This is a genomic window from Haloferax volcanii DS2 (assembly GCF_000025685.1).
Classification (GTDB): Archaea; Halobacteriota; Halobacteria; order Halobacteriales; family Haloferacaceae; genus Haloferax; species Haloferax volcanii.
Map to the genome: position 1 here is coordinate 885311 of NC_013967.1, position 24030 is coordinate 909340.

General features: G+C 67.1%; 25 protein-coding genes. 20 read left to right on the top strand and 5 right to left on the bottom strand.

The window, feature by feature from the left end:
• Positions 1 to 58: 58 nt before the first annotated feature.
• From HVO_RS09370 to HVO_RS09435, 14 genes are all read left to right on the top strand, one after another.
• On the top strand, positions 59 to 1807 hold the full coding sequence (locus HVO_RS09370) for a flippase activity-associated protein Agl23 (protein ID WP_004043968.1): 1749 nt from the start codon (positions 59 to 61) through the stop codon (positions 1805 to 1807).
• 171 nt (positions 1808 to 1978) lie between these two features.
• Entirely contained in the window at positions 1979 to 3124 is a 1146-nt protein-coding gene (locus HVO_RS09375) for a 5-(carboxyamino)imidazole ribonucleotide synthase (protein ID WP_004043967.1), read from the top strand.
• A gap of 6 nt (positions 3125 to 3130) precedes the next feature.
• Complete coding sequence (gene purE / locus HVO_RS09380; protein WP_004043966.1) at positions 3131 to 3742, top strand: 5-(carboxyamino)imidazole ribonucleotide mutase; 612 nt, start codon at positions 3131 to 3133, stop codon at positions 3740 to 3742.
• Between the two features lie 199 nt (positions 3743 to 3941).
• Positions 3942 to 4358 (top strand): NADH-quinone oxidoreductase subunit A, encoded by a 417-nt coding sequence (locus HVO_RS09385; protein ID WP_004043965.1) that lies wholly within the window; start codon positions 3942 to 3944, stop codon positions 4356 to 4358.
• On the top strand, positions 4355 to 5056 hold the full coding sequence (locus tag HVO_RS09390) for an NADH-quinone oxidoreductase subunit B (RefSeq protein WP_004043964.1): 702 nt from the start codon (positions 4355 to 4357) through the stop codon (positions 5054 to 5056). The genes HVO_RS09385 and HVO_RS09390 overlap by 4 nt, the downstream gene beginning before the upstream one ends.
• A complete protein-coding gene (locus tag HVO_RS09395; protein ID WP_004043963.1) occupies positions 5053 to 6726 on the top strand; it encodes an NADH-quinone oxidoreductase subunit D in 1674 nt (557 codons plus the stop codon). The genes HVO_RS09390 and HVO_RS09395 overlap by 4 nt, the downstream gene beginning before the upstream one ends.
• Positions 6726 to 7775, top strand: coding sequence for a complex I subunit 1/NuoH family protein (locus HVO_RS09400; protein WP_004043962.1), 1050 nt, complete (start codon positions 6726 to 6728; stop codon positions 7773 to 7775). The genes HVO_RS09395 and HVO_RS09400 overlap by 1 nt, the downstream gene beginning before the upstream one ends.
• Positions 7772 to 8233 carry a NuoI/complex I 23 kDa subunit family protein gene (locus tag HVO_RS09405; RefSeq protein ID WP_004043961.1) on the top strand — a complete coding sequence of 154 codons (462 nt, stop codon included), beginning with the start codon at positions 7772 to 7774 and terminating at the stop codon, positions 8231 to 8233. Before HVO_RS09400 ends, HVO_RS09405 begins: the two co-directional genes overlap by 4 nt.
• 105 nt (positions 8234 to 8338) lie before the next feature.
• Positions 8339 to 8599, top strand: coding sequence for an NADH-quinone oxidoreductase subunit J (locus tag HVO_RS09410; RefSeq protein ID WP_004043960.1), 261 nt, complete (start codon positions 8339 to 8341; stop codon positions 8597 to 8599).
• Positions 8596 to 8964, top strand: coding sequence for a hypothetical protein (locus HVO_RS09415; protein WP_004043959.1), 369 nt, complete (start codon positions 8596 to 8598; stop codon positions 8962 to 8964). The genes HVO_RS09410 and HVO_RS09415 overlap by 4 nt, the downstream gene beginning before the upstream one ends.
• Complete coding sequence (gene nuoK / locus HVO_RS09420) at positions 8964 to 9266, top strand: NADH-quinone oxidoreductase subunit NuoK (RefSeq protein ID WP_004043958.1); 303 nt, start codon at positions 8964 to 8966, stop codon at positions 9264 to 9266. The genes HVO_RS09415 and nuoK overlap by 1 nt, the downstream gene beginning before the upstream one ends.
• Before the next feature lie 3 nt (positions 9267 to 9269).
• On the top strand, positions 9270 to 11306 hold the full coding sequence (nuoL, locus tag HVO_RS09425; protein ID WP_004043957.1) for an NADH-quinone oxidoreductase subunit L: 2037 nt from the start codon (positions 9270 to 9272) through the stop codon (positions 11304 to 11306).
• Entirely contained in the window at positions 11303 to 12832 is a 1530-nt protein-coding gene (locus tag HVO_RS09430) for a complex I subunit 4 family protein (protein ID WP_004043956.1), read from the top strand. Before nuoL ends, HVO_RS09430 begins: the two co-directional genes overlap by 4 nt.
• A complete protein-coding gene (locus HVO_RS09435) occupies positions 12833 to 14353 on the top strand; it encodes an NADH-quinone oxidoreductase subunit N (protein WP_004043955.1) in 1521 nt (506 codons plus the stop codon).
• Between the two features lie 38 nt (positions 14354 to 14391).
• Here HVO_RS09435 and HVO_RS09440 read toward each other — a convergent pair whose 3' ends face one another.
• Positions 14392 to 14772, bottom strand: a complete 381-nt coding sequence (locus HVO_RS09440) for a DUF7522 family protein (protein WP_004043954.1) — start codon at positions 14770 to 14772, stop codon at positions 14392 to 14394.
• Positions 14773 to 14861: 89 nt separating this feature from the next.
• Here HVO_RS09440 and HVO_RS09445 point away from each other — a divergent pair, with 89 nt between their 5' ends.
• Positions 14862 to 16322, top strand: coding sequence for a DHH family phosphoesterase (locus tag HVO_RS09445; RefSeq protein WP_004043953.1), 1461 nt, complete (start codon positions 14862 to 14864; stop codon positions 16320 to 16322).
• A 43-nt stretch (positions 16323 to 16365) separates the two neighbouring features.
• The gene (locus HVO_RS09450; RefSeq protein ID WP_004043952.1) at positions 16366 to 17148 is read left to right on the top strand and encodes a CBS domain-containing protein; all 783 of its coding nucleotides are present in this window, start codon (positions 16366 to 16368) and stop codon (positions 17146 to 17148) included.
• Positions 17149 to 17155: 7 nt separating this feature from the next.
• On the opposite strand, the gene HVO_RS09455 is transcribed toward HVO_RS09450, so the two are convergent.
• Complete coding sequence (locus HVO_RS09455) at positions 17156 to 17383, bottom strand: DUF7543 family protein (RefSeq protein WP_004043951.1); 228 nt, start codon at positions 17381 to 17383, stop codon at positions 17156 to 17158.
• Positions 17384 to 17413: 30 nt separating this feature from the next.
• The gene (locus tag HVO_RS20890) at positions 17414 to 17584 is read right to left on the bottom strand and encodes a hypothetical protein (RefSeq protein ID WP_004043950.1); all 171 of its coding nucleotides are present in this window, start codon (positions 17582 to 17584) and stop codon (positions 17414 to 17416) included.
• A 101-nt stretch (positions 17585 to 17685) separates the two neighbouring features.
• On the opposite strand from HVO_RS20890, the gene HVO_RS09460 reads away from it, so the two are divergent.
• Positions 17686 to 18999, top strand: a complete 1314-nt coding sequence (locus HVO_RS09460; RefSeq protein ID WP_004043949.1) for an MFS transporter — start codon at positions 17686 to 17688, stop codon at positions 18997 to 18999.
• A 57-nt stretch (positions 19000 to 19056) separates the two neighbouring features.
• Here the strand turns inward: HVO_RS09460 and HVO_RS09465 are convergent, their stop codons facing one another.
• Entirely contained in the window at positions 19057 to 20094 is a 1038-nt protein-coding gene (locus HVO_RS09465; RefSeq protein WP_004043948.1) for a DUF7544 domain-containing protein, read from the bottom strand.
• A gap of 194 nt (positions 20095 to 20288) precedes the next feature.
• Between HVO_RS09465 and HVO_RS09470 the strand changes: the two genes are divergently transcribed.
• The 3 genes from HVO_RS09470 to HVO_RS09480 all read left to right on the top strand — a co-directional run bounded on the left by HVO_RS09470 (position 20289) and on the right by HVO_RS09480 (position 22840).
• Positions 20289 to 21392: a hemolysin family protein gene (locus HVO_RS09470; RefSeq protein WP_004043947.1), complete on the top strand. Its 1104-nt coding sequence runs from the start codon at positions 20289 to 20291 to the stop codon at positions 21390 to 21392.
• A 95-nt stretch (positions 21393 to 21487) separates the two neighbouring features.
• The gene (locus HVO_RS09475; RefSeq protein ID WP_004043946.1) at positions 21488 to 22594 is read left to right on the top strand and encodes a M24 family metallopeptidase; all 1107 of its coding nucleotides are present in this window, start codon (positions 21488 to 21490) and stop codon (positions 22592 to 22594) included.
• 57 nt (positions 22595 to 22651) lie between these two features.
• Entirely contained in the window at positions 22652 to 22840 is a 189-nt protein-coding gene (locus HVO_RS09480; RefSeq protein WP_004043945.1) for a hypothetical protein, read from the top strand.
• 51 nt (positions 22841 to 22891) lie between these two features.
• On the opposite strand, the gene HVO_RS09485 is transcribed toward HVO_RS09480, so the two are convergent.
• Positions 22892 to 24028, bottom strand: coding sequence for a phosphotransacetylase family protein (locus HVO_RS09485; RefSeq protein WP_004043944.1), 1137 nt, complete (start codon positions 24026 to 24028; stop codon positions 22892 to 22894).
• Positions 24029 to 24030: the final 2 nt, after the last annotated feature.

Sequence of the window (24030 nt, forward strand, 5' to 3'; positions counted from 1 at the left end):
TTGGCCCCGGCGACGGGCAAGCACAAAAGTTGTATTGGCGGCGTCGCGATGGGTGGGCATGAGTACTGACAGTGGGACCGAGGCGGTCGCTCGGTCCCGTGCCCTCCTGGCGATTCTCGGCGTGACGGCCCTCGCCCTCCTCGCCCGCCTCGCCGACCTCGGCGGCCGCATCTTCCACTGGGACGAAGGCCGTGTCGGCTACTGGATTCTGCGGTATCACGAGACCGGCGAGTTCTCCTACCGGCCCATCATCCACGGTCCGTTCCTCCCCGTGGTCAACGACTACCTCTTTGCGGTCCTCCCGGCGACCGACTTCACGGCGCGGCTCCCCGTGGCGCTCGTCGGCGGCCTGCTCCCGCTTTCGGTCTGGCTGTTCCGCGAGCACCTCGGCCGCGACGTGCTGGTCGCGCTCGCGTTCTTCCTCGCGGCGAACCCGCTTTTGGTCTACTACTCGCGGTTCATGCGCAACGACGTGCTCGTGGCCGCCTTCTCGTTCGCCGCGCTCGGCTTCGTCGTCCGCGCGTACGACACCGGCCGCCTCGCCTACCTCATCCCCGCCGGGGCCTCTTTCGCAACGGGGGCGGCGACGAAAGAGAACTACGTCGTCTACCTCGCTTGTTTCCTCGGGGCGGCGTTCCTGGTCTTCGACCACCGGCTGCTCGCCCGCACGTCGGCCGGCGAGTCCGCCCGCGACATCCTCTTTTCCGAACTGCCCGCGAGTATCCGCGAGCGACTTCGCGCACGCGGGGCGGGAAGTCTCGGTTACGGCGCGGTTCGCTACGCCGCGGGCGTCCTCGGCGGCCTGCTCGCGTTCCTCGCCGTCTTCGTCTTCTTCTACGCGCCGCGGCCCGACCTCTGGAACGCGCTCGGCGGCTCCGCCTCGATGCTCCCGGTTCTCGAAGCCGGAAGCGTCGGCGCGGTCTCCGAGATGGTCGGCAGTTGGCTCGGCGGCGGCCACCAGTCCCACGAGTACCTCCCGTATCTGAAGGACTTCCTCGAAACGTTCGTCTACGGCGCGCCGGTCCTCATCGTCTTCGCGCTCGTCGGCATCGTCGTCGACCGCTACGGCGTCGTCGCGGGCCGAATCCGGTGGCTCGTCGCCTTCGCCACCTACTGGGGCGTCGTGTGTATCTTCGGCTACCCGCTGGCGACCGACATCCAAGCGCCGTGGGTCGTCGTCCACGCGGTCGTCCCGCTGGCGATTCCCGCCGCGGTCGGCGCGGCGTTCGTCTTCCGCTCCGGCGTGCAGGCGCTCGACGCCAAAGACACGGTCGGCGTCGGCCTCGCGGCGCTCGTGCTGGTCGCCTCCGTCGGCGGCGTCGCGGCCGCGAACGTCGACTACTGGAACGCCTCGACCGGCGAGGACAGCGAGGTGCTCCAGTGGGCGCAACCCGCGAACGACTTACAGGCCACCCTCGACGACGTGGAGCGCGTGTCGGCCGCCAACTCCGGGACGGACGTGCTCCTGTACGGCACGCATCCGCCGGACAGCGACGAGACGCACTTCTACGTCGAAAACGAGTCTGCCCCCCTCGACGGGCCGTCGTGGCACAGTCGCCTCCCGCTCCCGTGGTACTTCGAGAGCGCGGGCGTCGAGCGCACCAGTAGCGCGCCCGACGCGAACGTCTCCGAGGTGACCGCCGACGCGCCGCCGGTCGTCATCGCCTACGAGTGGGACCGCGCCGAACTCGAATCCGAACTCGACGGCTACGTCGCGCGCCAACACGCCTTCAAGCTCTGGAGCGAGGACGTGGTCGTGTTCATCGACGAGGACGCCCTCGACGCCGCGAACGAGACGCGGGGCTGACGCTCGGTCGGGGCGTTCGACCACCTCGATTTTTCCTCGCGTTCGACAGGGTGAGCGCCGCGAGCGCCCGGCGCGTTCGGCGTCGGCTGTTGTCCAATTCTATCCACGTATGTGACTATCTCGGCACCGAATGTGGCAACGTTTATGCACCGACGTACTGAATCCGCGACTGTGACCGTCACCGTACCCGGACCCACGCTCGGCGTCGTCGGTGGGGGCCAGCTCGGGCGTATGCTCGGGGAGGCCGCCGCACCGCTCGGCGTCGACATCGTCGTGCTCGACCCGACACCCGACTGCCCGGCGTCGGCCGTCGCCGACCAAATCGTCGGCGGCTTCGACGACCCCGAGGCGATGGCGGAACTCGCCGCCCGGGCCGACGCGCTGACGTTCGAAATCGAACTCGCCGACCCCGACCTGCTCGACGAACTGGCCGCCGAGGAGGGCATCGCGGTCCACCCGTCGCCCGACGCGCTCCGGACCATCGAGGACAAACTGGTCCAGAAGGACACCTTCGGCGAGGCGGGCATCCCGATTCCGCCGTTCCACCGCGTCGACGACGCGGCCGACCTCCGCGACGCGCTCGACGAGTTCGGCTCGGTCATGCTGAAAGCCCGAACCGGCGGCTACGACGGCCGCGGGAACGTCCCCGTGTCCGGCCCCGACGAGGCCGAGGCCGCCATCGAGGAGGTCGGCGGCCCGGCGATGGCCGAGGCGTTCGTCGACTTCGAGCGCGAACTCTCGGTCATCGGCGTCCGCGGCGATGACGAGATTCGGACGTTCCCCGCGGGCGAGAACGTCCACGAGGAGGAGATTCTCCGCGAGACGGTCGTCCCGGCGCGGACGACGGACGAGGTGCGCGAGGAGGCCGACCGCGTCGCCCGAGAGGTGCTGTCGCACCTGCCCGGCCGCGGCGTCTTCGGCATCGAACTGTTCGAGACCGCCGCGGGCGACGTGCTCGTCAACGAGGTCGCCCCGCGCCCGCACAACTCCGGCCACTGGACCATCGAGGGCGCGCTCACCTCGCAGTTCGAACAGCACGTCCGCGCGGTCCTCGGGTGGCCCCTCGGCGCGACGACCCGCCGGTCGCCCACCGTGATGGCGAACGTCCTCGGCACGGTCGACGAGAGCCAGCCGGCGCGACTCGGCGGCCTCGACGACGCGCTCGCGGAATCGGGCGTCTCGCTGCACTGGTACGGCAAAGACGAGGTTCGCCCCCTGCGAAAGATGGGCCACCTCACCGCCGTCGGCGGCGACGACGCCGACCTCGAGCTTCTCGCACGCGCACGCGAGCTTCGCGACGGACTGCGCTTCGACTGATTCACCATGACGACAGAACGGGACCTCATCGACGAACTGCACGCACAGGCCGACGCCGACCGCGACCCCGAGACGACGCCCGACGTGGGCATCATCATGGGGTCCGACTCCGACCTCGACGTGATGTCCGGCGCGCACGAGGCGCTGGACACGCTCGGATTCGGCGAGCAAACCGACTTCGACGCGCCGCCCGAAGAGCGCTTTTCCTACGAGACGTACGTCGTCTCCGCACACCGGACGCCGGACCTGATGTACGCCTACGGCGACACCGCGCGCGACCGAGGCGTCGAGGTCATCATCGCCGGCGCGGGCGGCAAGTCCGCGGACCTCCCGAACATGACTGCCTCCATCGCGTACCCGATTCCGGTCGTCGGCGTCCCCGTTCAGGAGAAGTCGGTCGACTCGGTCATCGGGATGCCGACCGGCGCACCCATCGTCGCGGTCGACGCCGGCAAGTCGTTCAACGCGGCGCTGTCGGCCGTACAGGCGCTCTCCCGCGGCACCCCCGAACTCGAAGACAGACTCGTCGACTACCACGAGGACCTCGTGTCCGACGTGGCCGAGACCTCGGCCGCGCTCCACGACCTCGGCGTCGCCGGCTTCCGCGAGTCGCGGTAGCGGGGCGCGTTTCGCGGTCGGTCACCGCCCGGTCGTTTCCGCGTCTGTGGGGGTCGATTCCGGCGGCGAAACCCCGCCCGTGCGGGGTTCCGGGCGTCTCTCGCGTATTTTCCAAATAGAAGCCCTCTCGCGCCCGAAACACACAAATCAATGTTTATAGGGGAGCGCTTCTAACCGCCGCACGTCAGGGAGACACGGCATGAGTGATTGGATTGCAATCGGTGCGATGGGGCTGGTCGGTGTCGGCATACCGCTCGCGATGATGGCGGTGTCGGCGCTGCTTCGCCCAAGCGTACCGGAACAAGGAAAGAGTGCCACGTACGAGAGTGGTGAGGTGCCGACAGGTACGGCGCGCGTCCAGTTTAACATTCAGTACTACATGGTCGCGCTGCTGTTCCTCGTATTCGACATCGAGACCGTCCTAATTTTCCCCTGGACGGTCATCTACCGCTCGGCCCTCGAACAGGGCGCGTCGCTAGCGACGATTCTGACGCCGATGCTCGTTTTCATCGGTGTCCTCGTCGTCGGCCTCGTCTGGGCGTGGCGCAACGGCGCAGTCAAGTGGGTCAAAAGCCCGCAGGCAAACCGTCGTAAGACAGAGAGGCAAGATGCATGAGTAGCGAACAGAAGCCATTCGTCACGGACGACACACAGGTACAGACCGAGACTCGCGACGCCCGCATGGCGGGGGCGGACGACCGGTTCAACTCGAAGCTTCGGGAGGCGTTCGGCTCGTCACCGTTCATCCTCACGAAGTTCGACAAGTTCATGAACTGGGTCCGCGGGTCCTCGATGTTCATGCTGCAGTTCGGTATCGCGTGCTGCAGCATCGAGATGATGCACACCTACTCGGTGAAACACGACCTCGACCGCTTTGCGGCCGGGGTCCCGCGTGCGTCGCCGCGGCAGGCCGACGTGATTATCGTGCCGGGGACCATCGTCTCGAAGTTCGCCCCGCGCATGAAGCGCGTCTACGACCAGATGCCCGAACCGAAGTTCGTCGTCGGCATGGGGTCGTGTACGATTTCCGGCGGCCCGTTCCAGGAGGGCTACAACGTCATCAAGGGCGCAGAAGAGGTCATTCCGGTGGACATTCACATCCCCGGCTGTCCGCCGCGCCCGGAGGCGCTCATCTACGGTATCGCGAAGCTGCAAGAGCGCATCGCCAACGGCGAGTCCAGCCCGGTGACGGTCAAGCCGTACGAGCTGGAGCAGTTCGGCGACCTCGAACGCGACGAAATCGTCGACAAGCTCGCCGAGGAGATCGACGAAGAGGACCTCGTCATGCGGTACAACTGGGCTGATTCGCCATGAGCCTCGAAGAACAGCAGTCCGACGACCCCGCGGAACTCGAATCGGGCGTCAGCCGCGGCGACGAACTCGCAGAGCTGCTCGGCGACCTCGTCGTCGGCCGCGAAGAGCACCTGAACGCGCCCGGCCTCGTCATCCGTCCCGACGAGGTCCAAGACGCGCTGTTCAAACTCCGCGACGAAGCGGGCTTCGACCACCTCTCGTGTGTGACCGCACAGGAGTACGAGGACCGCTACGAGTCCATCTACCACCTGACGAAGTTCGACGACCGGACCGACGAGGTCTCGGTCGTCGTGCCCACGTCGAAGGACAACCCGGTCAGTCAGTCCGCCGAGCCGGTGTTCCGGACGGCCGACTGGCACGAGCGGGAGGCGTACGACCTCGTCGGTATCCAGTACGAGGACCATCCGGACCTGCGTCGCATCCTCCTGCCGGAGACGTGGCAGGGTCACCCGCTCGGGCTTGACTACGACCAGGACCGCCCGCAGATTGCGACGCTCCGCGAGCACGCGAACCCGCTCGAAGAGGACCACCGCGCCGGGGACAGCAACACGATGTACATCAACATCGGTCCCCACCACCCGGCGACCCACGGCGTGCTGCACGTCGAGACGGTCGTCGACGGCGAACAGGTCGTCGACCTCGAATCCGACATCGGCTACCTCCACCGCTGCGAGGAACAGATGTGTCAACAGGGGACCTACCGGCACCAGATTATGCCGTACCCCGACCGCTGGGACTACATCTCGTCGGGTCTCCTGAACGAGTGGGCGTACGCCCGCGCCGCCGAGGACCTCGCGGACATCGAGGTGCCCGAGTACGCCCAGATTATCCGCACGATGGGTGCGGAACTGTGCCGCATCGCGTCGCACATGATCGCGCTCGGCACGTTCGCGCTGGACGTCTACGGCGACTTCACGGCCATCTTCATGTACGCCATGCGGGACCGCGAGATCGTCCAGAACATTCTGGAGGACCTCACGGGCCAGCGCATGATGTTCAACTACTTCCGGCTCGGCGGGGTCGTCTGGGACCTCCCCGAACCCCGCGAGGAGTTCTTCGAGAAGATTCGCGACTTCATGGACGGGCTCCCGCAGGCGCTCGAGGAGTACCACGACATGATTACCTCGAACGAAATCCTGCAGGCCCGGACGGTCGGCACGGGCGTCCTGTCGCCGGAAGTCGCAAAGAGCTACGGCGCGACCGGGCCGGTCGCCCGCGGCTCCGGTATCGACTACGACCTCCGTCGCGACGACTCCTACGGCTACTACGACGAACTCGAGTGGGACGTCGTCGTCGAGGACGGCTGCGACAACTTCTCGCGCCTGCTCGTGCGCATGCGCGAAGTCGAGGAGTCGGCCAAGATCATCCAGCAGTGTGTCGACCTGCTCGAAGACTGGCCCGAAGACGAGCGGAACATCCAGGCGAACGTTCCGCGCACCCTCAAGCCCGACGAGGACACGGAAATCTACCGCGCCGTCGAGGGCGCGAAGGGCGAACTCGGCATCTACATCCGCGCGGACGGCACGGACAAGCCGGCTCGCTTCAAGATTCGGAGCCCGTGTTTCTCGAACCTCCAGACGCTCCCCGAGATGTCCGAGGGTGAGTACATTCCGGACATGATTGCCTCGCTCGGCAGCCTCGACATCGTGCTCGGAGAGGTGGACAGGTGATGCATCTGCAAGCGGTCCTTCCGGACACGGTCAGCGGCCTCCTCGGTCTCGAAGGCATCCTCGGGGACGTCGTCGGCGGCCTCGTCGGCGCGTTCCTCGTCGCCAACATCATGCTCATCATGACGGCGTTCGCCGGGCCGTGGGCGAAGCGGAAAATCACGGCCGCCTTCGCCGACCGCATCGCGGTCAACCGAATCGGTCCGTTCGGTCTCCTGACCATCGTCACGGACGCGGTCCGTCTGCTGTCGAAGGAACTCGTCGTCCCCGAGGGCGTCGACCGTCCCGCCTGGGACCTCGCGCCGATGGTCATTCCCTTCTCCGCGCTGCTCGGATTCGCCGTCATCCCGATGGGCAACGGCATCCAGCTCGCGGACCCCGAAACCGGTCTCGCCTTTGCCTTCGCCGCGGCGTCTATCGCCTCGCTCGGCATCGTCATGACCGGCTACGCATCGAACAACAAGTTCTCGCTCATCGGCGCGCTCCGCGCCGTCGCGGCGAACATCGCTTACGAGATTCCGCTGGTCGTCACGGCGGCCTCGGTCGTTATCTTCGCCGGGTCGCTCCGCATGAGCGAAATCGTCGCCGTGCAGGCCGAACCGCTGCTTTCGGTCGCCGGCGTGACGATTCCGACGTGGTTCGCGTTCGTGAACCCCTTCGCGTTCGCGCTGTTCGTCATCGCGAACCTCGCGGAGGTCGGCCGCAACCCGTTCGACATCCCCGAAGCGCCGACCGAGATTGTCGCCGGGTACCAGACCGAGTACTCCTCGGTCTACTTCGTGCTCATCTACCTCGGTGAGTTCATCCACATCTTCCTCGGCGGCGCTATCGCGGCGACCCTGTTCCTCGGCGGTCCGGCGGGCCCGGTTCTCCCCGGATTCGTCTGGTTCACAATCAAAATCTGGGCGTTCTTCCTGTTCACCCAGTGGGCGCGCTCCGCAGTGCCGCGCCTTCGCGTCGATCAGTTCCTCGAAATCGGTTGGAAGGGGATGCTCGTGCTCTCCTTCGCCAACCTGGTTCTCACGGCCATCATCGTGGGGGTGATTGCATGATCGGAATCCTGAAAGGCATGGCAGTGACGCTGAAGCACGCGCTCGACGGGCAGACGTTCACGGTCGAGTACCCCGAGACCGCGCCCGAAGTGAGCCCGCGTTTCCGCGGCGTCCACAAGTTCAGCCAAGAGCGGTGTATCTGGTGTCGCCAGTGTGAGAACGTCTGTCCGAACGACACGATTCAGATCGTTCAGGACGACCAGCGCAACGGCGAGCAGTACAACCTCCACATCGGCCAGTGTATCTACTGCCGGCTGTGCGAGGAGGTCTGTCCCGTCGACGCCATCCTGCTCACGCAGAACTTCGAGTTCACGGCGGACACGAAAAACGACTTCGTCTACAACAAAGAACAGCTCAAGAACGTCCCGTGGTACAAGGATATCGACCCGCTCAACTCCCGCAACCCCGACCGCAACGCGTGGGTCGGCGAGGGCGAAGGAGAGGTCGACTACCAGTAACATGACCGCGAGTGAATCGTTCGAGTCCCGTCAGCCCGCGTCCGCTACCGGACGCTGAGGACGTTCTCGAAATGTTCAAAGGGATATCTCAAGGAGACACACACAATGGTTTATGAAACCATCGCGTTCGCGCTGTTCGCCCTCGTCACCGTGGGTTGCAGCCTGGGCGTCGTCCTCGTGCGGGACATCTGGCATTCCGCACTCCTGCTCGGGGGCGCGCTCTTGAGCGTCGCGGTGCATTACGTGATGTTGCAGGCGGAGTTCCTCGCCGCCATGCAGGTCCTCGTCTACGTCGGCGGGGTCCTGATTCTCATCACGTTCGCCGTGATGCTGACGCGTATCAATCCGGAGGTGAGTAGTACATGACAACCAAACCGCAGCTGAAACTCGGTTCGCACCTCGTGCCCGGACTCGCTGCCGTCGCGCTGTTCGTCGTGATGGCGGTCGTGTTCCTCGGCGCGTCGTTCCCGAACCCACAGGGGTTCCCGGAGGGAGCAAACATCACCGCGAGCATCGGCTATTCGATGTTCAACCTCGGGTTCGGAAGCGTCGACGGCGAGAGCATGCTGGTCGCGTTCGAAATCATCGACCTCGTGCTCGTCGCCGCGCTCGCCGGCGCGGTGCTCCTCGCTCGCCGCGAGGACACCACGGGACAGATGCGGACCATCCTGACCGACGGCGGTCGGGAGCTCAAGCAGACGCTGTTCGACGACGAGGAGGGTGACAACTGATGGTGCCCGCGCAGTACTACCTCGTTTTGTCGGCCGCCGTGTTCTGCATCGGCATCTTCGGCCTCTTGACCCGTCGGAACGCGCTGTTGTTCCTGATGTCGGTCGAACTGATGCTGAACGCCGCGAACATCAACCTCGTCGCGTTCTCCTACTACTGGGGTAACGTGACGGGCCAGACGTTCGGGCTGTTCACGATGGCGCTCGCCGCCGCCGAGGTGGCGGTCGGTATCGGCATCATCCTCGTACTGTACCGCAACTTCGACGGCGTGGACGTGACCAACGCGACCACGATGAGGTGGTAATCTATGGCAGGTATCTTAGACTTCGCTCCGGCCATCGTCCTCCTCCCGTTCCTCTCGTTCCTGATCGCACTCGGGGCGGGACGGTACATGCCGAAGGGAGGCGCGCTGGCGGGTATCGGCGCGACGGCGGGCTCGTTCGTCCTGTCCATCGCGACGTTCTTCGCCGTCAGCGGCGGACAGACCTACAACCAACACATCTACACGTGGGCGACCGGCGCCGGCGACGCGGTGACGCTCGACTTCGGCCTACTCATCGACCCGCTTTCGTCGATGATGCTCGTCATCGTGACGCTCGTCGCCGTCCTCGTCCACATCTTCAGCCTCGGCTACATGAACGACGAGGGCGAGACGGGCCTCCCGCGCTACTACGCCGGGCTCGGCCTGTTCACCGCGTCGATGCTGGCGTTCGTCGTGTCCAGCAACCTCCTCATGGCGTTCATGTTCTTCGAGCTGGTGGGGCTGTGTTCCTACCTGCTCATCGGCTTCTGGTTCCGCCAGGAGGGCCCGCCGAGCGCCGCGAAGAAGGCGTTCCTCGTCACCCGCTTCGGTGACTACTTCTTCCTCATCGGCGTCGTCGCGGTGTTCGCGACGTTCGGCTCGGCGGCGTTCGCCGGTCCCGAGGCGTTCCCGGTCCTCGCCGAGGAGGCGCTCCACGGCGAGCACGCGGTCAACACGTTCCTCGGCATGGGCGAACAGGCGTGGTTCACCGTCGTCGGCCTCCTCGTTCTCGGGGGCGTCGTCGGCAAGTCCGCGCAGTTCCCCCTGCACACGTGGCTTCCGGACGCGATGGAAGGCCCGACCCCCGTCTCCGCGCTCATTCACGCGGCGACGATGGTTGCCGCGGGTGTCTACCTCGTCGCCCGGATGTACGGTTTCTACGCGCTGACCCCGACGACGCTCGGTATCATCGCGCTCGTGGGCGGCTTCACGGCCCTCTTCGCCGCGACGATGGGCGTCGTCAAGAAAGAAATCAAGCAGGTGCTCGCGTACTCGACCATCAGCCAGTACGGCTACATGATGCTCGGGCTCGGCGTCGGCGGCTACGTCGCCTCGACGTTCCACCTGCTCACGCACGCCTTCTTCAAGGCGCTTCTGTTCCTCGGTGCCGGTGCGGTCATCATCGCGATGCACCACAACGAGAACATGTGGGACATGGGCGGCCTCAAAGACAAGATGCCCGTGACGTACTACGCGTTCCTCTCGGGCTCGCTCGCGCTCGCCGGCATCGTTCCGTTCGCCGGCTTCTGGTCGAAAGACGAGATTCTGTACGAGGCGCTCAACCACGGGCTCGGGACCGACGGCGGTCTCGGAACCGTCTTCCTCGTCGCGTACGCGATGGGGCTCATCGCCGTGTTCTTCACCGGGTTCTACACCTTCCGGATGGTGTTCCTCACCTTCCACGGCGAACCGCGTAGCGACACCGCGCGCGACCCGCACGGCTTCGGCTGGAACGTCAAGTTCCCGCTCGCCGTCCTCGGCGTGCTCGCGGCCGTCATCGGCCTCGTCAACATGGCTCCGGTGGAGGACCTCACGGGGATTCACCTCACGTTCCTCCACGACTGGCTCGACGGCGGCATCTCGTCGCTGACCGCGCACCACTACCTCGAAGTGCTCGAAAGCGGCGTCGGTGCGGGGCTCCACCCGGCCGGAATCGGCTCTATCGCGCCGGGGCTGGTCTCGCTGGCCCTCGCCCTCGCGGGTGCCGGACTCGCCTACCGCCTGTACAACGTCCCCGAGCCCGTCGAACACACGGACAAGCTCGGGAGCATCAAGACCGTACTGTACAACAACTACTACCAGGACGAGTACCAGGTCTGGATTGCGACCGGCGTCGTCCAGCCCATCTCTCGCGCCCTCGATAAGTTCGACCAGGGCATCGTCGACGGCGTCGTCAACGGTATCTCCAGCGTGAGCCTGTTCGCTGGCGGTCGCGTCAAGCGCGTCCAGACCGGTGTGGTGAGCAACTACGCGGCGCTCCTCACGCTCGGTCTGACCGCGCTGCTTCTCGGTCTCGGTCTGCTCGGAGGTTGGTTCGCATGATAATCGAAGCGCTCATCGCAGTCACGTTCCTCGCCGCGCTGGTCACCTTCGTCCTGCCGGACCGGTACGCCGGCAAGGCGGCCTTCGCGCTGAGTCTGGCTCCCGTCGTCGGGAGCCTCTACATGTGGCAACAGTACGACGCGAGCGGGAACGCCCTCCTGGGCGGGAACATCGCGTTCGAGACAGACATCGCCTGGCTGCAACTCGGCCAGTACGACATTCACTGGATGGTCGGCGTCGACGGCATCAGCATGCCGCTTGTCGTCCTCACGACCGTCCTCACCACGCTCGCTATCGTCAGCGCGTGGACGCCCATCTCGGAGCGTCAGTCCCAGTTCTTCGGCCTGATGCTCCTGATGGAGGCGAACCTGCTCGGCGTCTTCACGGCGCTCGACTTCTTCGTCTGGTTCATCTTCTGGGAGGCCGTGCTCCTGCCGATGTACTTCCTCATCGGCGTCTGGGGCGGTCCACGCCGCAAGTACGCGGCGATCAAGTTCTTCGTCTACACGAACATCGCGTCGCTCGTGATGTTCATCGGCTTCATATCGCTCGTGTTCGGTCTCGGCGACTCTATCTCGTCGTTCCGTCTGCCCGAAATCGCGCAGGCGTTGCAGGCCGGACAGCTCGGGAGCTTCGCGGGACTGTCGGCCGGCGCGCTCGCGTCTGTCGCGTTCGTCGCGATGTTCTTCGGGTTCGCGGTGAAGGTCCCGGTCGCCCCGCTTCACACGTGGCTGCCGGACGCACACGTCGAGGCCCCCACGCCGGTGTCGGTCATGCTGGCGGGGGTCCTCCTGAAGATGGGTACGTACGCCCTGCTCCGGTTCAACTTCACGATGCTGCCGGAGACGGCGCGCGCCTTCGCGCTGCCCATCGCCCTGCTCGCCGTCGCGAGCGTCATCTACGGCGCACTGCTCGCGCTGGCCCAGCAGGACCTCAAGCGCATCGTCGCGTACTCCTCCGTCTCGTCGATGGGGTACGTCATCCTCGGTCTCATCGCCTACACCACCTACGGCGTCGGTGGTGCGACCTTCCAGATGGTCGCCCACGGCCTCATCTCCGGACTGATGTTCATGGCCGTCGGTGTCATCTACAACACGACCCACACGCGCATGGTGTCGGACATGTCCGGCATCGCCGACCGGATGCCCGTCACGGCGGGCATCTTCGTCGCCGGCGCGTTCGGCTACATGGGCCTGCCGCTCATGGCCGGCTTCGCGGCCGAGTTCTTCATCTTCAAGGGCGCGTTCGAGTCCACGGTGATGGAGGCGATGCCGCTGTTCACCGGCGCCGCGATGTTCGGTATCGTCATCGTCGCCGGCTACCTGCTGTTCGCGATGCAGCGGACGCTGTTCGGACCGTTCCGGTTCGACGGCGACTACGACATCACGGAGGCACCGTTCCACGACGTTGCACCCCTCGCGGTGCTGTTGCTTCTGACCATCGTGCTCGGTGTCTCGCCCGACATCTTCTTCACGATGATTCAGGACGCGGTTAACCCGATTCTCGAACTGGGAGGTGCGTTCTAGATGACGCCCCTCCAGTCCGCTCCCCAGTGGTTCGCAACGGCTCCCGCCATCGTGCTCGCGTTGACGGGGCTCGCGCTGCTGCTCATCGACACCATCGACCCCGACTCCACGAACAACGGCCTCCTGGCCGGTACGGCGACGCTCGGCGCGCTCGCTGCCGGCGGCATCGCCGGTTGGTTCCTCATCGGCGGAACCGGCATGGAGTCCACCGGCGGCGCGATTTCGCTGTACGGCGACGCGCTCGTCGTCGACGGGATGAGCCTGTTCTTCACGCTCATCTTCACCAGCGTCGCCGCGATGGTCTCGGTCGCCTCGTACGACTACCTCGCGGACCAGCAGTACCAAGGCGAGTTCTACGCCCTCGTGCTGTTCGCCGCGACCGGCATGACCCTCATGGGGATGTCGAACTCGCTGGCGACCGTCTTCGTCAGCCTCGAACTGGCGTCCCTGCCCTCGTACGCGCTCGTCGCGTTCCTCAAGAAGGACCGCGGCAGCATCGAGGCCGGGCTGAAGTACTTCCTCATCGGCGCGCTGTCGTCGGCGGTGTTCGCGTTCGGTATCAGCCTCGTGTTCGCCGTCACCGGCTCGCTGGTGCTCCCGGAAATCGCCGCGACGCTCGCTGAGGGCACCGAACTGGTCGGCGTCCTCGGCCTCGGCGTGCTGATGATTGCCGGCGGCTTCGCGTTCAAGACCGCCTCCGTCCCGTTCCACTTCTGGGCGCCGGAGGCCTACGAGGGCGCGCCAGCGCCTGTGAGCGCGTTCCTCTCGTCGGCGTCGAAGGCGGCCGGATTCGCCGTCGCCTTCCGCGTGTTCACCGTCGCGTTCCCCCTGGAAACCGTCACCGAAATCGGCGGCGGGAGCGTCGACTGGTCGCTGCTGTTCGCGGTGCTCGCCGTCGTCACCATGACGCTCGGTAACTTCGCGGCGGCGACGCAGAACAACGTCAAGCGGATGCTCGCGTACTCCTCTATCGGTCACGCGGGGTACGCGCTCATCGGTCTCGCGGCCATCACCACCGACGGCGGTGCCGCGAACGGTGACGTCCTCGGCGCGAGCATGGCTCACCTGTTCGTCTACGGCTTCATGAACACGGGCGCGTTCCTGTTCATCGCCATGGTCGAAAAGTGGGGCCTCGGCCGCACGTTCGAGGACTACAACGGTATCGCGTCGAAGGCACCCATCGCCGCCTCGGCGATGACCGTCTTCATGTTCTCGCTCGCGGGGCTTCCGCCGTTCGGCGGCTTCTTCTCGAAGTACGCCCTGTTCGAGTCGGCCATCGGCTCCGGCTTTTGGTGGCTCGCCGCGGTCGGCGCGGTCAACAGCGCACTGTCGCTGTTCTACTACAGCCGCGTCGTGAAGGCGATGTGGATCGAGGAGCCGTCGAAGCCCCTCGAAATCGGCAGTCAGCCGGTCGGTCTCTACGTGGCGATCGTCTTCGCCGCGGTGGGGACGGTCCTGCTCCTGCCCGGTTTCCAGCCCGTCATCGAGACGGCTCAGACCGTCGCCGCCGCGCTCTTCTGAGCGTTTCGGCGATTCGGTTCAACTCCGTTCGATTTCTTTTATTCCCGCAGTAACTCGCCGAGCGCCGACGCCAACTCCTCGGAGCGCCTGAGCGTCAGGCCGTCGGTCGTGACGAACACGCCCTTGTCGTCTGCGGTCACCCGCGTCAGGTAGCCGTGGTCGAACGCGCGAACGGTGTAGCGGTAGTCACCGAGTTCGGAGCCGCGATAGGCGGTTCGGGCCTGAAACCCGTCGGTCTCGTGTTCGACGAATCCGGTGAGGTCGGCGTCGGCTTCGAGGTCGTTCCGGAGGTATATCTGCTCGCAGCGGTCGTGCGTGAAGTACGTCACGCTCCTGAGGTCGTCGCCGACGACGGTTCGACAGGTTCGGACGAACGACTCGGCTCGCGATTCGGGGAGCAGTTGCGTCTCGAGTTCCATCGTATATGTGTAATGGTATGCCATGACATAATATCATCGCTGGATGGGAGGACGGTAGGGTTTTGCGGCCGGAGTTCGACCGTCCGTGTATGGTACGTCGCCTGATTCTCGGCTGCGGGTCGCTCGGTGGGGGCCTCGTCGGGCAACTCGCCGGCCGCGGCGGGACGGTGACGGTCGTCACCGACCGACAGGGCCGCGCCGAGGACCTCCGCTCGGACGGCATCGCCGCGCGAGAGGGCGACCCCGCGGACCCGTCGACCTACCCCGACGAGGTGGACCTCGTCGTCGTCGGCGGCGGACAGTCGCCGCAGAGAAATCTCGACGCGGCGCGCGCGGCCCGCGACCACTATCCGGACGCGCCGCTCGTCGTCTACCTCGGCGACGACGCCGACCCGTCGGTCCGCGCCGATATCTACGACCTCGCCGACGAGGTCATCGACCCGCGCCGAGTGGTCACAGAGCGCATCCTCGACGCCGTCGGCACGTCGCACACCGAGCGGCTGAACCGGCTGATGCGGGTCCTTCGGAACGTCGACGGCAGGCTCGCGGTCGTGATGCACGACAACCCCGACCCCGACGCCATCGCCGCGGCGCTGGCGCTCCAAGCCATCGCCGAGCGGGCGGGCGTCGACGCCGACGTGTGTTACTTCGGCGATATCTCTCACCAGGAGAACCGCGCGCTCGTGAACCTCCTCGAACTGGACCTCCGCGTCCTCGACGAGGTGCCCGCGGACGACGAGTACGCCGGCTTCGCGCTCGTCGACCACTCCCGGCCGGGCGTCAACGACCGCCTGCCGCCGGAGACGACCATCGACGTCGTCATCGACCACCACCCGCCGCGCGCGCCGGTCGAGGCGGCGTACGTCGACCTCAGACGCGGCGTCGGCGCGACGAGCACGCTGCTGGCGGAGTATCTCGAACGGCTCGGTATCGTCCCCGATACGACGGTGGCGACCGCGCTGTTGTTCGGGATTCAGGTCGACACCAACGACTTCACGCGGGAGGTGTCGACCGCCGACTTCGAGGCCGCCGCCTTCCTCATCCCGCACGTCGACGTGGACCTGCTCGAACGGGTCGAGACGCCGAGTCTGACCTCCGAGACGATGGAGACGCTCGCGCGCGCCGTCTCGAACCGCGACGTTCGGGGGAACGTCCTCACGACGAACGTCGGTGACATCCGCGAGCGGGACGCGCTCGCGCAGGCGGCCGACCACCTCCTCGGGATGGAGGGCGTCGAGGTGACGGTCGTCTACGGCCTGATGGACGGGACGGTCTACGTCTCCGGTCGCGCCCGCGGGGCGCGGGTCGACCTCGGTGAGGCGTTCCGGGAGGCGCTCGGCTCTATCGGGAGCGCCGGCGGCCACGCCGACATGGCGGGCGCACAGATTCCGCTCGGCATCCTCGACGACGTGGGCGACGACTCTCGGGAGTCGCTCGCGACCATCGTCACCGACATCGTCGCCGGACGGGTGTTCGAGACGCTCGAACACGCGACGCCGACGCCGAGTCTGGACACCGACGTGGCCTTCGAGTACCCGTTAGATGAGTGAGCGCCCACACGTTTTTGCCGACGGTGGCCCTATCAGGTGGGAGATGACTACTAAAGCGACCGTCAAGGAGTACATGACGCGCGAGGTCCAGACCGTCTCTCCGACCGACACGGTCGCGGACGTCGCCCAACGCATCGCGGAGAGCGACGGACACAACGGGTTCCCCGTCTGCGACGGACGCAAGGCCGAGGGCTTCGTCACGGCCCGCGATATCCTCCTGTCGGCGGACGACGCGCCCATCGAGACGGTGATGGCGACGGACCTCGTCGTCGCTCATCCCGAGATGGACGTGAACGACGCCGCCCGCGTCATCCTCCGGTCGGGCATCCAGAAGCTCCCGGTCGTCGACGACGCGGGCAACCTCGTCGGCATCATCTCGAACACCGACGTCATCCGGAGCCAAATCGAGCGCGCGACGCCGGAGAAAGTGGGCAAACTCATGCGGACGCTCGAACAGATTCACGGCATCACGGTCCATCAAGAGCGCCGCACGGTCTCGCTTTCGAACCTCATTCCCACGCAGGCCCGCGTCTACGCCGACGAACTCAACGGTCGCCGGTACGAACTCGAACGCGGCCTCGCGGAGCCGCTCGTCGTCATCGACAACAACGGGACGCTGCTCCTCGCGGACGGCCACCACCGCGTCCTCGCGGCCGACCGCATCGGCATCGAGGAGATGGACGCCTACGTCATCGTCGTCGACGACCCCGTCGAACTCGGGATGCAGCGGACCGCCGAAAAGGAGGGCCTCAGTTCCATCTCGGACATCGACATCGTCGACTACGCCCGACACCCGCTTGTCGAGACGACCCGCCGACTCCAGTAGCCCGGCGTCAGCCGTCCACGTCGTACTCGGCTTTCCACGCGTCGACGGTCTCGCGCGCCTCGGCTTCCGACTCGAACCGCTCGCCCTCGTAGCCGCGGCCCTCGGCGGACTGGTAGAGCCGGTCGACTCTGACGTGCCACGCGTTCGGCCCGCGTCGGAGCCGAATGGTCGCGTGACCGTCGCTCCGCTCCCACTCCACGATGCGGTCGTCCCGACGGACTTCCGTCCAGCTCATACCGGTGAGTGGCCGCGAAGCCCGAAGTGTCTACCCATCCACCGGCGTCGAGGCGTCGGCCATCGCCGCGGCCGCCGGGCGCGTCTCCGCACCGCACCCCGGACAGACCGCGTACCCGAGTCGGTCGTAGGGCACCTCCGGCGACGGGCGCTCCAGCCCACACTCCTCGCACGTGAAGTACGAGACCCATTCGAAGGACATACTGACACGCAGGCGTGTCAACGTATTAATTAATCACCGCTTACTGTCCGAGACGGACGGTATCGGTGTGGTTATTCCACGCCGCGCCAACGGAGGAGACGATGACAGTCGAGAACCCGCGGCGGGCGCTCGGGGTGGTGTTTCTCATCGTCTTCGTCGACCTCCTCGGGTTCGGTATCCTCATCCCGGTGATTCCGCTGTACGCCCTCTCGTTCGGCGCGACAGAGTTCGTCGGGAGCCTGCTCATCGCCTCCTACTCGGCGATGCAGTTCCTCGCCGCGCCGCTTTTGGGTCGCCTCTCGGACTCCCGCGGTCGGCGGCCCGTGCTGCTCCTGTCGCTCACGGGGAGCGTTCTGGCGTGGCTCCTGTTCGGCGTCGCCGGGTCGCTCGCGGTGTTGTTCGCCGCGCGGATGCTCGCGGGCGCGATGGGCGGCAACATCGCCACGGCGCAGGCGTACATCGCCGACATCACCGCCGCGGACGACCGGGCGAAGGGGCTCGGCCTCCTCGGGGCCGCCTTCGGCCTCGGCTTCGTGTTCGGCCCCGCGCTCGGCGGCTTCTTCGCCAGCGAATCGGTCATCACGGCCGTGCGGGGCGTGTTGCCCGCGTTCGTCCCCGTCTCGGAGTTCTCGCTGCCGAGTTTCGCCGCCGCGGTCATCACCGGGACGAACCTCGTCGTCGCCTTTTTGATCCTGCCCGAGTCGCGGCCACCGGATGCGCACGAGACGCCGGCCTCGACCGAGCCCCGCGAGTCTCGCGTCCAACAGCTCCTCTCGGCGCTCCGGTCGCCCGGACTGGGCACGCTCGTCGCCTCCTTTTTCCTCGTCTCCTTCGCCTTCTCGGCGCTCGAAAGCCAGTTCATCTTCCTCACCAACGACCAGTACGGCTACGGCGCGACCGAGAACGCGGTGCTTCTCACCTACGTCGGCGTCGTCCTCGCGGTCGTCCAGGGCGGCCTCGTCGGCCCGCTCACCGACCGCTTCGGGGAGTACCGACTGGCGGTCGGCGGCGCGGCGATTCAGGTGCTCACGCTCGCGGCCGTCCCCTTCTCACCGCAACTGGGCGCGTTCGTCCCCGACCTCGGTGCGCTCTTGCCTGTCGGTCCCGTCCTCCCGGCGGGCGTGCTCGCGTTGCTCGTCGTGATGACGCCGCTGTCGTTCGGAAACGCGCTCACGAACGTCTCTCTGAACACGCTCGTCTCCCGCTCGGCGACGGACGACGAGCAGGGCGGCGCGTTCGGTCTCACTCAGAGCGCCGGAAGCCTCGCCCGGACGTTCGGGCCGGCGCTGGCCGGCGGGCTCTACACCGGTGTCGCGTTCTGGACACCGTTCGTCGTCGGCGGCGCGCTGCTGGTTCCGATTCTCGTGCTCCTCGGACGGCTGGACCGCGAGGCGGTCACGTCGACGGCGGGGTGAAAAAAAGGAACCCAGGTCGGTGGGCGGGCCCGAAGTCGGTGAACGAGTCGCCGTAGTTCAGGCGGGCGTCGGGCCGTCCGGGGCCGACGAGTCGTCGTCGGACCGGAACTGCGAGACGAGGTCGAGCGAGTCGTCGGCGCTGCCGAGCAAGAACAGCGAGTAGTACCGGAAGTACGTCACGACGGGCATCTGGACGACCGCGCCGACCGCGATGGCCGCGAGGACGAACAGCACGCCGAGCGCGCCGAAGACGACCAGGCCGACCGTCGAGAACAGCGCGACGTTCGCGGCGTTGAGCGCGAGGAACGCCGCGCCGCCGACGATGGCGAAGGGGATGGCGACGACGAGCACGGCGAGGAGCGCCGCGATGCCGACAGCGATGCTCGCGAGGATACCGAGGATGAACCGGACGATGACGTACAGGCCGAACTCGGAGAGTTCGGCGCGGAACACCGGCACGACCCGTCCCCACGACGACAGGAGCGCGCGGTCTTCGGCTACCATCGTCGGAACGACGAAGTCGGTCGTCAACTGCATGACGATGGCGACGACGAGCAGTAGCGCGATGGCGAGGAAGACGAGCGGGATGGCGAGGAGGCCCACCGCGGGCGTGACCGCGACGGAACCGAGAAGCACCGCCGCGACCGGGAGCAGGATGACCGCGAGGACGGCGACGAACAGCCCGGCCTGAAAGCCGAACAGCCTGACGCCGAGCCAGAAGCGCTCGCGGAACGGCTTGCGGATGCGCACGTCTTTCGTGACGACGGCGTCCACGAGGACGAACTGCATCACGGAGCCGACGAACATCCACACGAGCCAGAGGACGATACCGACCGCCACGAGCGCGATGACCGCGGCGAAGACGTTTTCGGGCGTCACGAACCCGGGTAGCGAATCGGTCGGGATGTCGGTCGAGCCGCCTCCGGTGCGGGTGGTCGTGCCGGTGTTGCTTCCGGCACCGCCGCTCCCGCCGAGACCACCGATGAAGAGGGCGATGAATGCGAGGCGCGCCCATCGACCCGCGTCGAACGGGAGGAGGAGCGACGTCGTGGCGTCACGAGCGTCGTCGAGGGCGTCGATTGCTTTCCAACTCATGGCCGACAATGCGACGCCCCGCGAGATAAAGCTGTTCGAGCGCTAAGGTGTCTCTCGCACGCCGGCCGCTTCGGACCGCTCTGGAGCGCGTTGGACCGCTCGGACTCGGCCCCGGAGTGCACGCCCGCAAGAGGTTCACACCGCGGGGCCGAGCCGACACCCTCAGGGGAGTCCGGTTCGAACGCTCGCGGTACATGGTAGGTGTCGAAACCGCGCTTCGCCTCGGCGGCGGTCTGGTGTTGTTGCTCGCGAACGCCTTCTTCGTCGTCTCCGAGTTCGCGATGACGCGCGTCCCGCAGTTCGACGAGTCCGCTTTCGAGGGCTCCCGCGGGCTCGAACTCGCGTGGGAGATGACGGAGCGACTCGAAGTGTATCTCTCGGGCTGTCAGGTCGGGATTACCATCGCCAGCGTCGGCCTCGGCGTCGTCGCTGAACCCGCGGTCGCGGCCACGTTCGACGCGGTCCTCGGCGGCGGCGGGGCGGCGGGCTCCCACACGTCGCTTTCGGTCGGACTGGCGCTCGTCGTCATCAACCTCTCGCACGTCGTCCTCGGCGAGCAGGTGCCGACGTACCTCGGCGTCGAGCGCTCCCGCGCGGTGGCGAAGTACACCGCGCCCGTCCTCTACGGCTGGACGAAGCTGATGTACCCGGTCATCGTCGTCGCCGACTGGCTGGCGAAACGCCTGCTGTCGCTCGTCGGCGTCGAGATAACCCGCTCGTGGCAGGAAGCCGAACTCGACGACGAGGACGGCGACGGCTCCGCGGGTGAGGGCACCCGGCTCACGCGCGGCGAGGTCCGCAGCCAGATGGGGGACGTGCTCTCACAGGGTTCGCTCCCCGAGGACCGCCGCGAGGAAGTGCTCAACGCGCTCCGAATCGGTGAGTTGCCCGTCCGCGACGTGATGGTCCCCGCCGACCACGTCGTCGCGCTCTCGGCCGACGCGACCACCGACGAGAGCCTCGAACGCGTCCGGTCGAACCCCCAGCACTCGCGGTTCCCGCTCGTCGGGGACTCGCTGGACGACGTGCGGGGCGTCGTCTACGCGCCGACGGTGCTCTCGAACATCGACCGCCTCCAGTCGGGCGACCGCCGCCTCGACGACATCGCCGCGCCCCCGCTTTCGGTCCCCTCGGACCTCTCGGTCAGCGACCTCATCGACCGCTTTCAGGAGGAGAATCAGGAACTCGCCATGGTCCGCGACCCCGAAAGCGGCTCCGTGGTCGGCCTCGTGACCGCCTCCGACGCCTTCGAATCCATCACCGGCCAGCTCTACGACCCGCTGGACCTCGGGGCGTAGGACGCCCGCGGACCGGGGTGGGCCGGCCGGTGGTCCGCGACCCGCCGCGCTCGCGGACCGCCCACGCTTTTCCCCCGGCGCTCGTATCGACTCGCATGACGCCCTTCGAACGACGGACCCGCGCCTGTCAGGAGCGACTGGCCGACGTGGACGCCGACGCGACCGTGCTGTTCCCCAGCCGAAACCTGCTGTACCTCTCGGGCTTCGACGAGGAACCCGCAGAGCGCCACCTGCTTTTGTTCGTCCCCCGCGAGGGCGCGCCGGCGTTCCTCGTCCCCGACCTCTACGAGACGCAGGTCCGCGCCGAGTCGTGGGTCGCTGACGTGCGGACGTGGAGCGACGACGACGACCCGCGGGACGCCCTCGCGGACATCGTCTCGGACCTCGGCCTCGCCGGCGGCCGCGTCCTCGTCGACGACACGATGTGGGCGCGCCTCTCGCAGGACCTCCGGGCGGCGCTCCCCGACGCCGACTTCGACCTCGCGAGCGAGGTCGTCGCGCCGCTGCGCGCGCGGAAGGACGACGCCGAACTCGACGCGCTCCGCCGCGCCGGGGCGACCGTCGACCGCGCGGTCGAGCGCGTCCGCGACATGGGCGCGGACGCCGTCAGCATGACCGAGAACGAACTCGCCGCGGAAATCGAGCGCCTCCTCGCGGACGAGGGCGGCGAGGGGATTCCCTTCGGCCCGCTCGTCGGGTCAGGTCCCAACGGCGCGATGCCCCACCACAGCCACGGCGACCGCGTCATCGAGTCGGGCGACCCGGTCGTCCTCGACTTCGGGACCGTCGTCGACCACTACCCGAGCGACCAGACCCGAACCGTCGTCTTCGCCGGTGAGCCGCCCGCGGAGTTCGCCGAGGTCCACGGCGTCGTACAGGCCGCCCGGACCGCCGCCGTCGAGACCGTCGAACCGGGCGTCACCGCCGGCGACGTCGACCGCGCGGCCCGCGAGGTCATCGAGGAGGCGGGCTACGGCGACCGCTTCATCCACCGGACCGGCCACGGCGTCGGCCTCGACGTGCACGAAGAGCCGTACATCGTCGCCGGGAGCGACCGCGAACTCGAAGTCGGGAACGTCTTCAGCGTCGAACCGGGCGTCTATCTCCCCGACGAGTTCGGCGTCCGAATCGAGGACCTCGTCGTCGTCACCGACGACGGCGCGGAACTCCTGAACGACACCGACCGCGGCTGGCGCTGCTGACCGGGCACCGGTAACGTGACCTGGAACTATTAACTTCCTGACCACCGTAGCGGGCGTATGGTCTCCCGACAGACGTTCGTCGTCACCGGGTTCGTCCTCGCCGCCCTCCCCGCCGCCTATCTCGTCGAGCTAGCCACCGGACAGTTCGTCCTCTCGTTTTTCGCGCTCCTCGGCGTCGGCGTCGGCGCGCCGTCGCTCGTCAACGACTACCTCGATAGTCGCGAGCGCGACGAAGACGGGGTCTGAGTCCGAATCCCGAAAAAATCAGTACCGTAGTCGATACCGACGCGTCGGCCGTTACTCGTCGTCTTCGTCGGCGGCCGCGTCGTCAGTCGCACCGTCGTCAGCCGCGCCGCCGTCGCCGGACGGCTCGACGTTGCCGATGATGGCGTCGATGTCGGCGTGTTCGTACAGCAGGTCGCGCATCCGGTTGACCGTGCGCTCGTCGCGGGTGCGGCCCGTGCTGACGATGTCCTCGGCGCGGTCGGTCACGGAGAGCGTGTCGCCGTTGACGAGGAGCACCGGGACGCCTTTCTCTTCGGCCTTGCCGATGACGGCCCCGACGGGTCGGTGGCCGCCGGTGAGGATGATACATTTGACGCCGGGGGCTTCGAGCGCGGCGCGCTGGATGTTCGCGCGGTCGCCGCCGGTGATGACCGCGGCGTTCTTCGTGCGGCGGAAGTAGCGGAGCGCCGCGTCGCCGCCCATCGCGCCGACGAGGAAGCGCTCGACGAAGGCGTCGGTCGGCGCGTCGGTCGCGAGGTCCGCGCCGAGTTCGTTGGCGAGTTCCTCGACGGTGACGCCCGCGAGGTCCTTTTCGGTCGGGACGACGCCGAGGACAGGAACGCCGCGGGCTTCGAGGAACGGCGCGACCTCGGTTTCGAGTTCGTCGTAGGCGGAATCGCTCACGCGGTTGAAGACGACGCCCGCGAGGCGGTCGGGGCCGATGTCTTCGACCGCCGCGACCACGTCGTCGAGGTCGCTCGGGTGCTGGTAGTCGGCGACGAGGACGACTTCGGCGTCGAGGAGGTCCGCCACGTCTCCGTCGGTGAGGTCCACGATGCCGCCGGTGCGGTAGGAGCCGCCGCCCTCGACGAGCATCAGGTCCTTGCCGGCCGAGATGTCCTCGAAGTGGTGGGAGATGACCTCCGAAAGCTCCTCGGCGTTCTCCTTGCCGCGGACCGCGCCCTGGATGAACGTCGGGGAGTAGACGACGGGTTCGAGCTGGTGCATCTCCGCGTCGATGTCGAGCAGTTCGCGGGCGAGCATCGGGTCCTCGTCGAGCGTCTTGCCGGTGCTGGACTGGAGGCGGGTGCCCTTGGGCTTCATGTAGCCCACGTCCAGTCCGCGCTCCGTGGCGAGGACGCCGAGTGCGAGCGTGATTGCGGTCTTCCCGGTGCTTTCTCCGGTCGAGGTGACGAGTACCGTGTTCATTG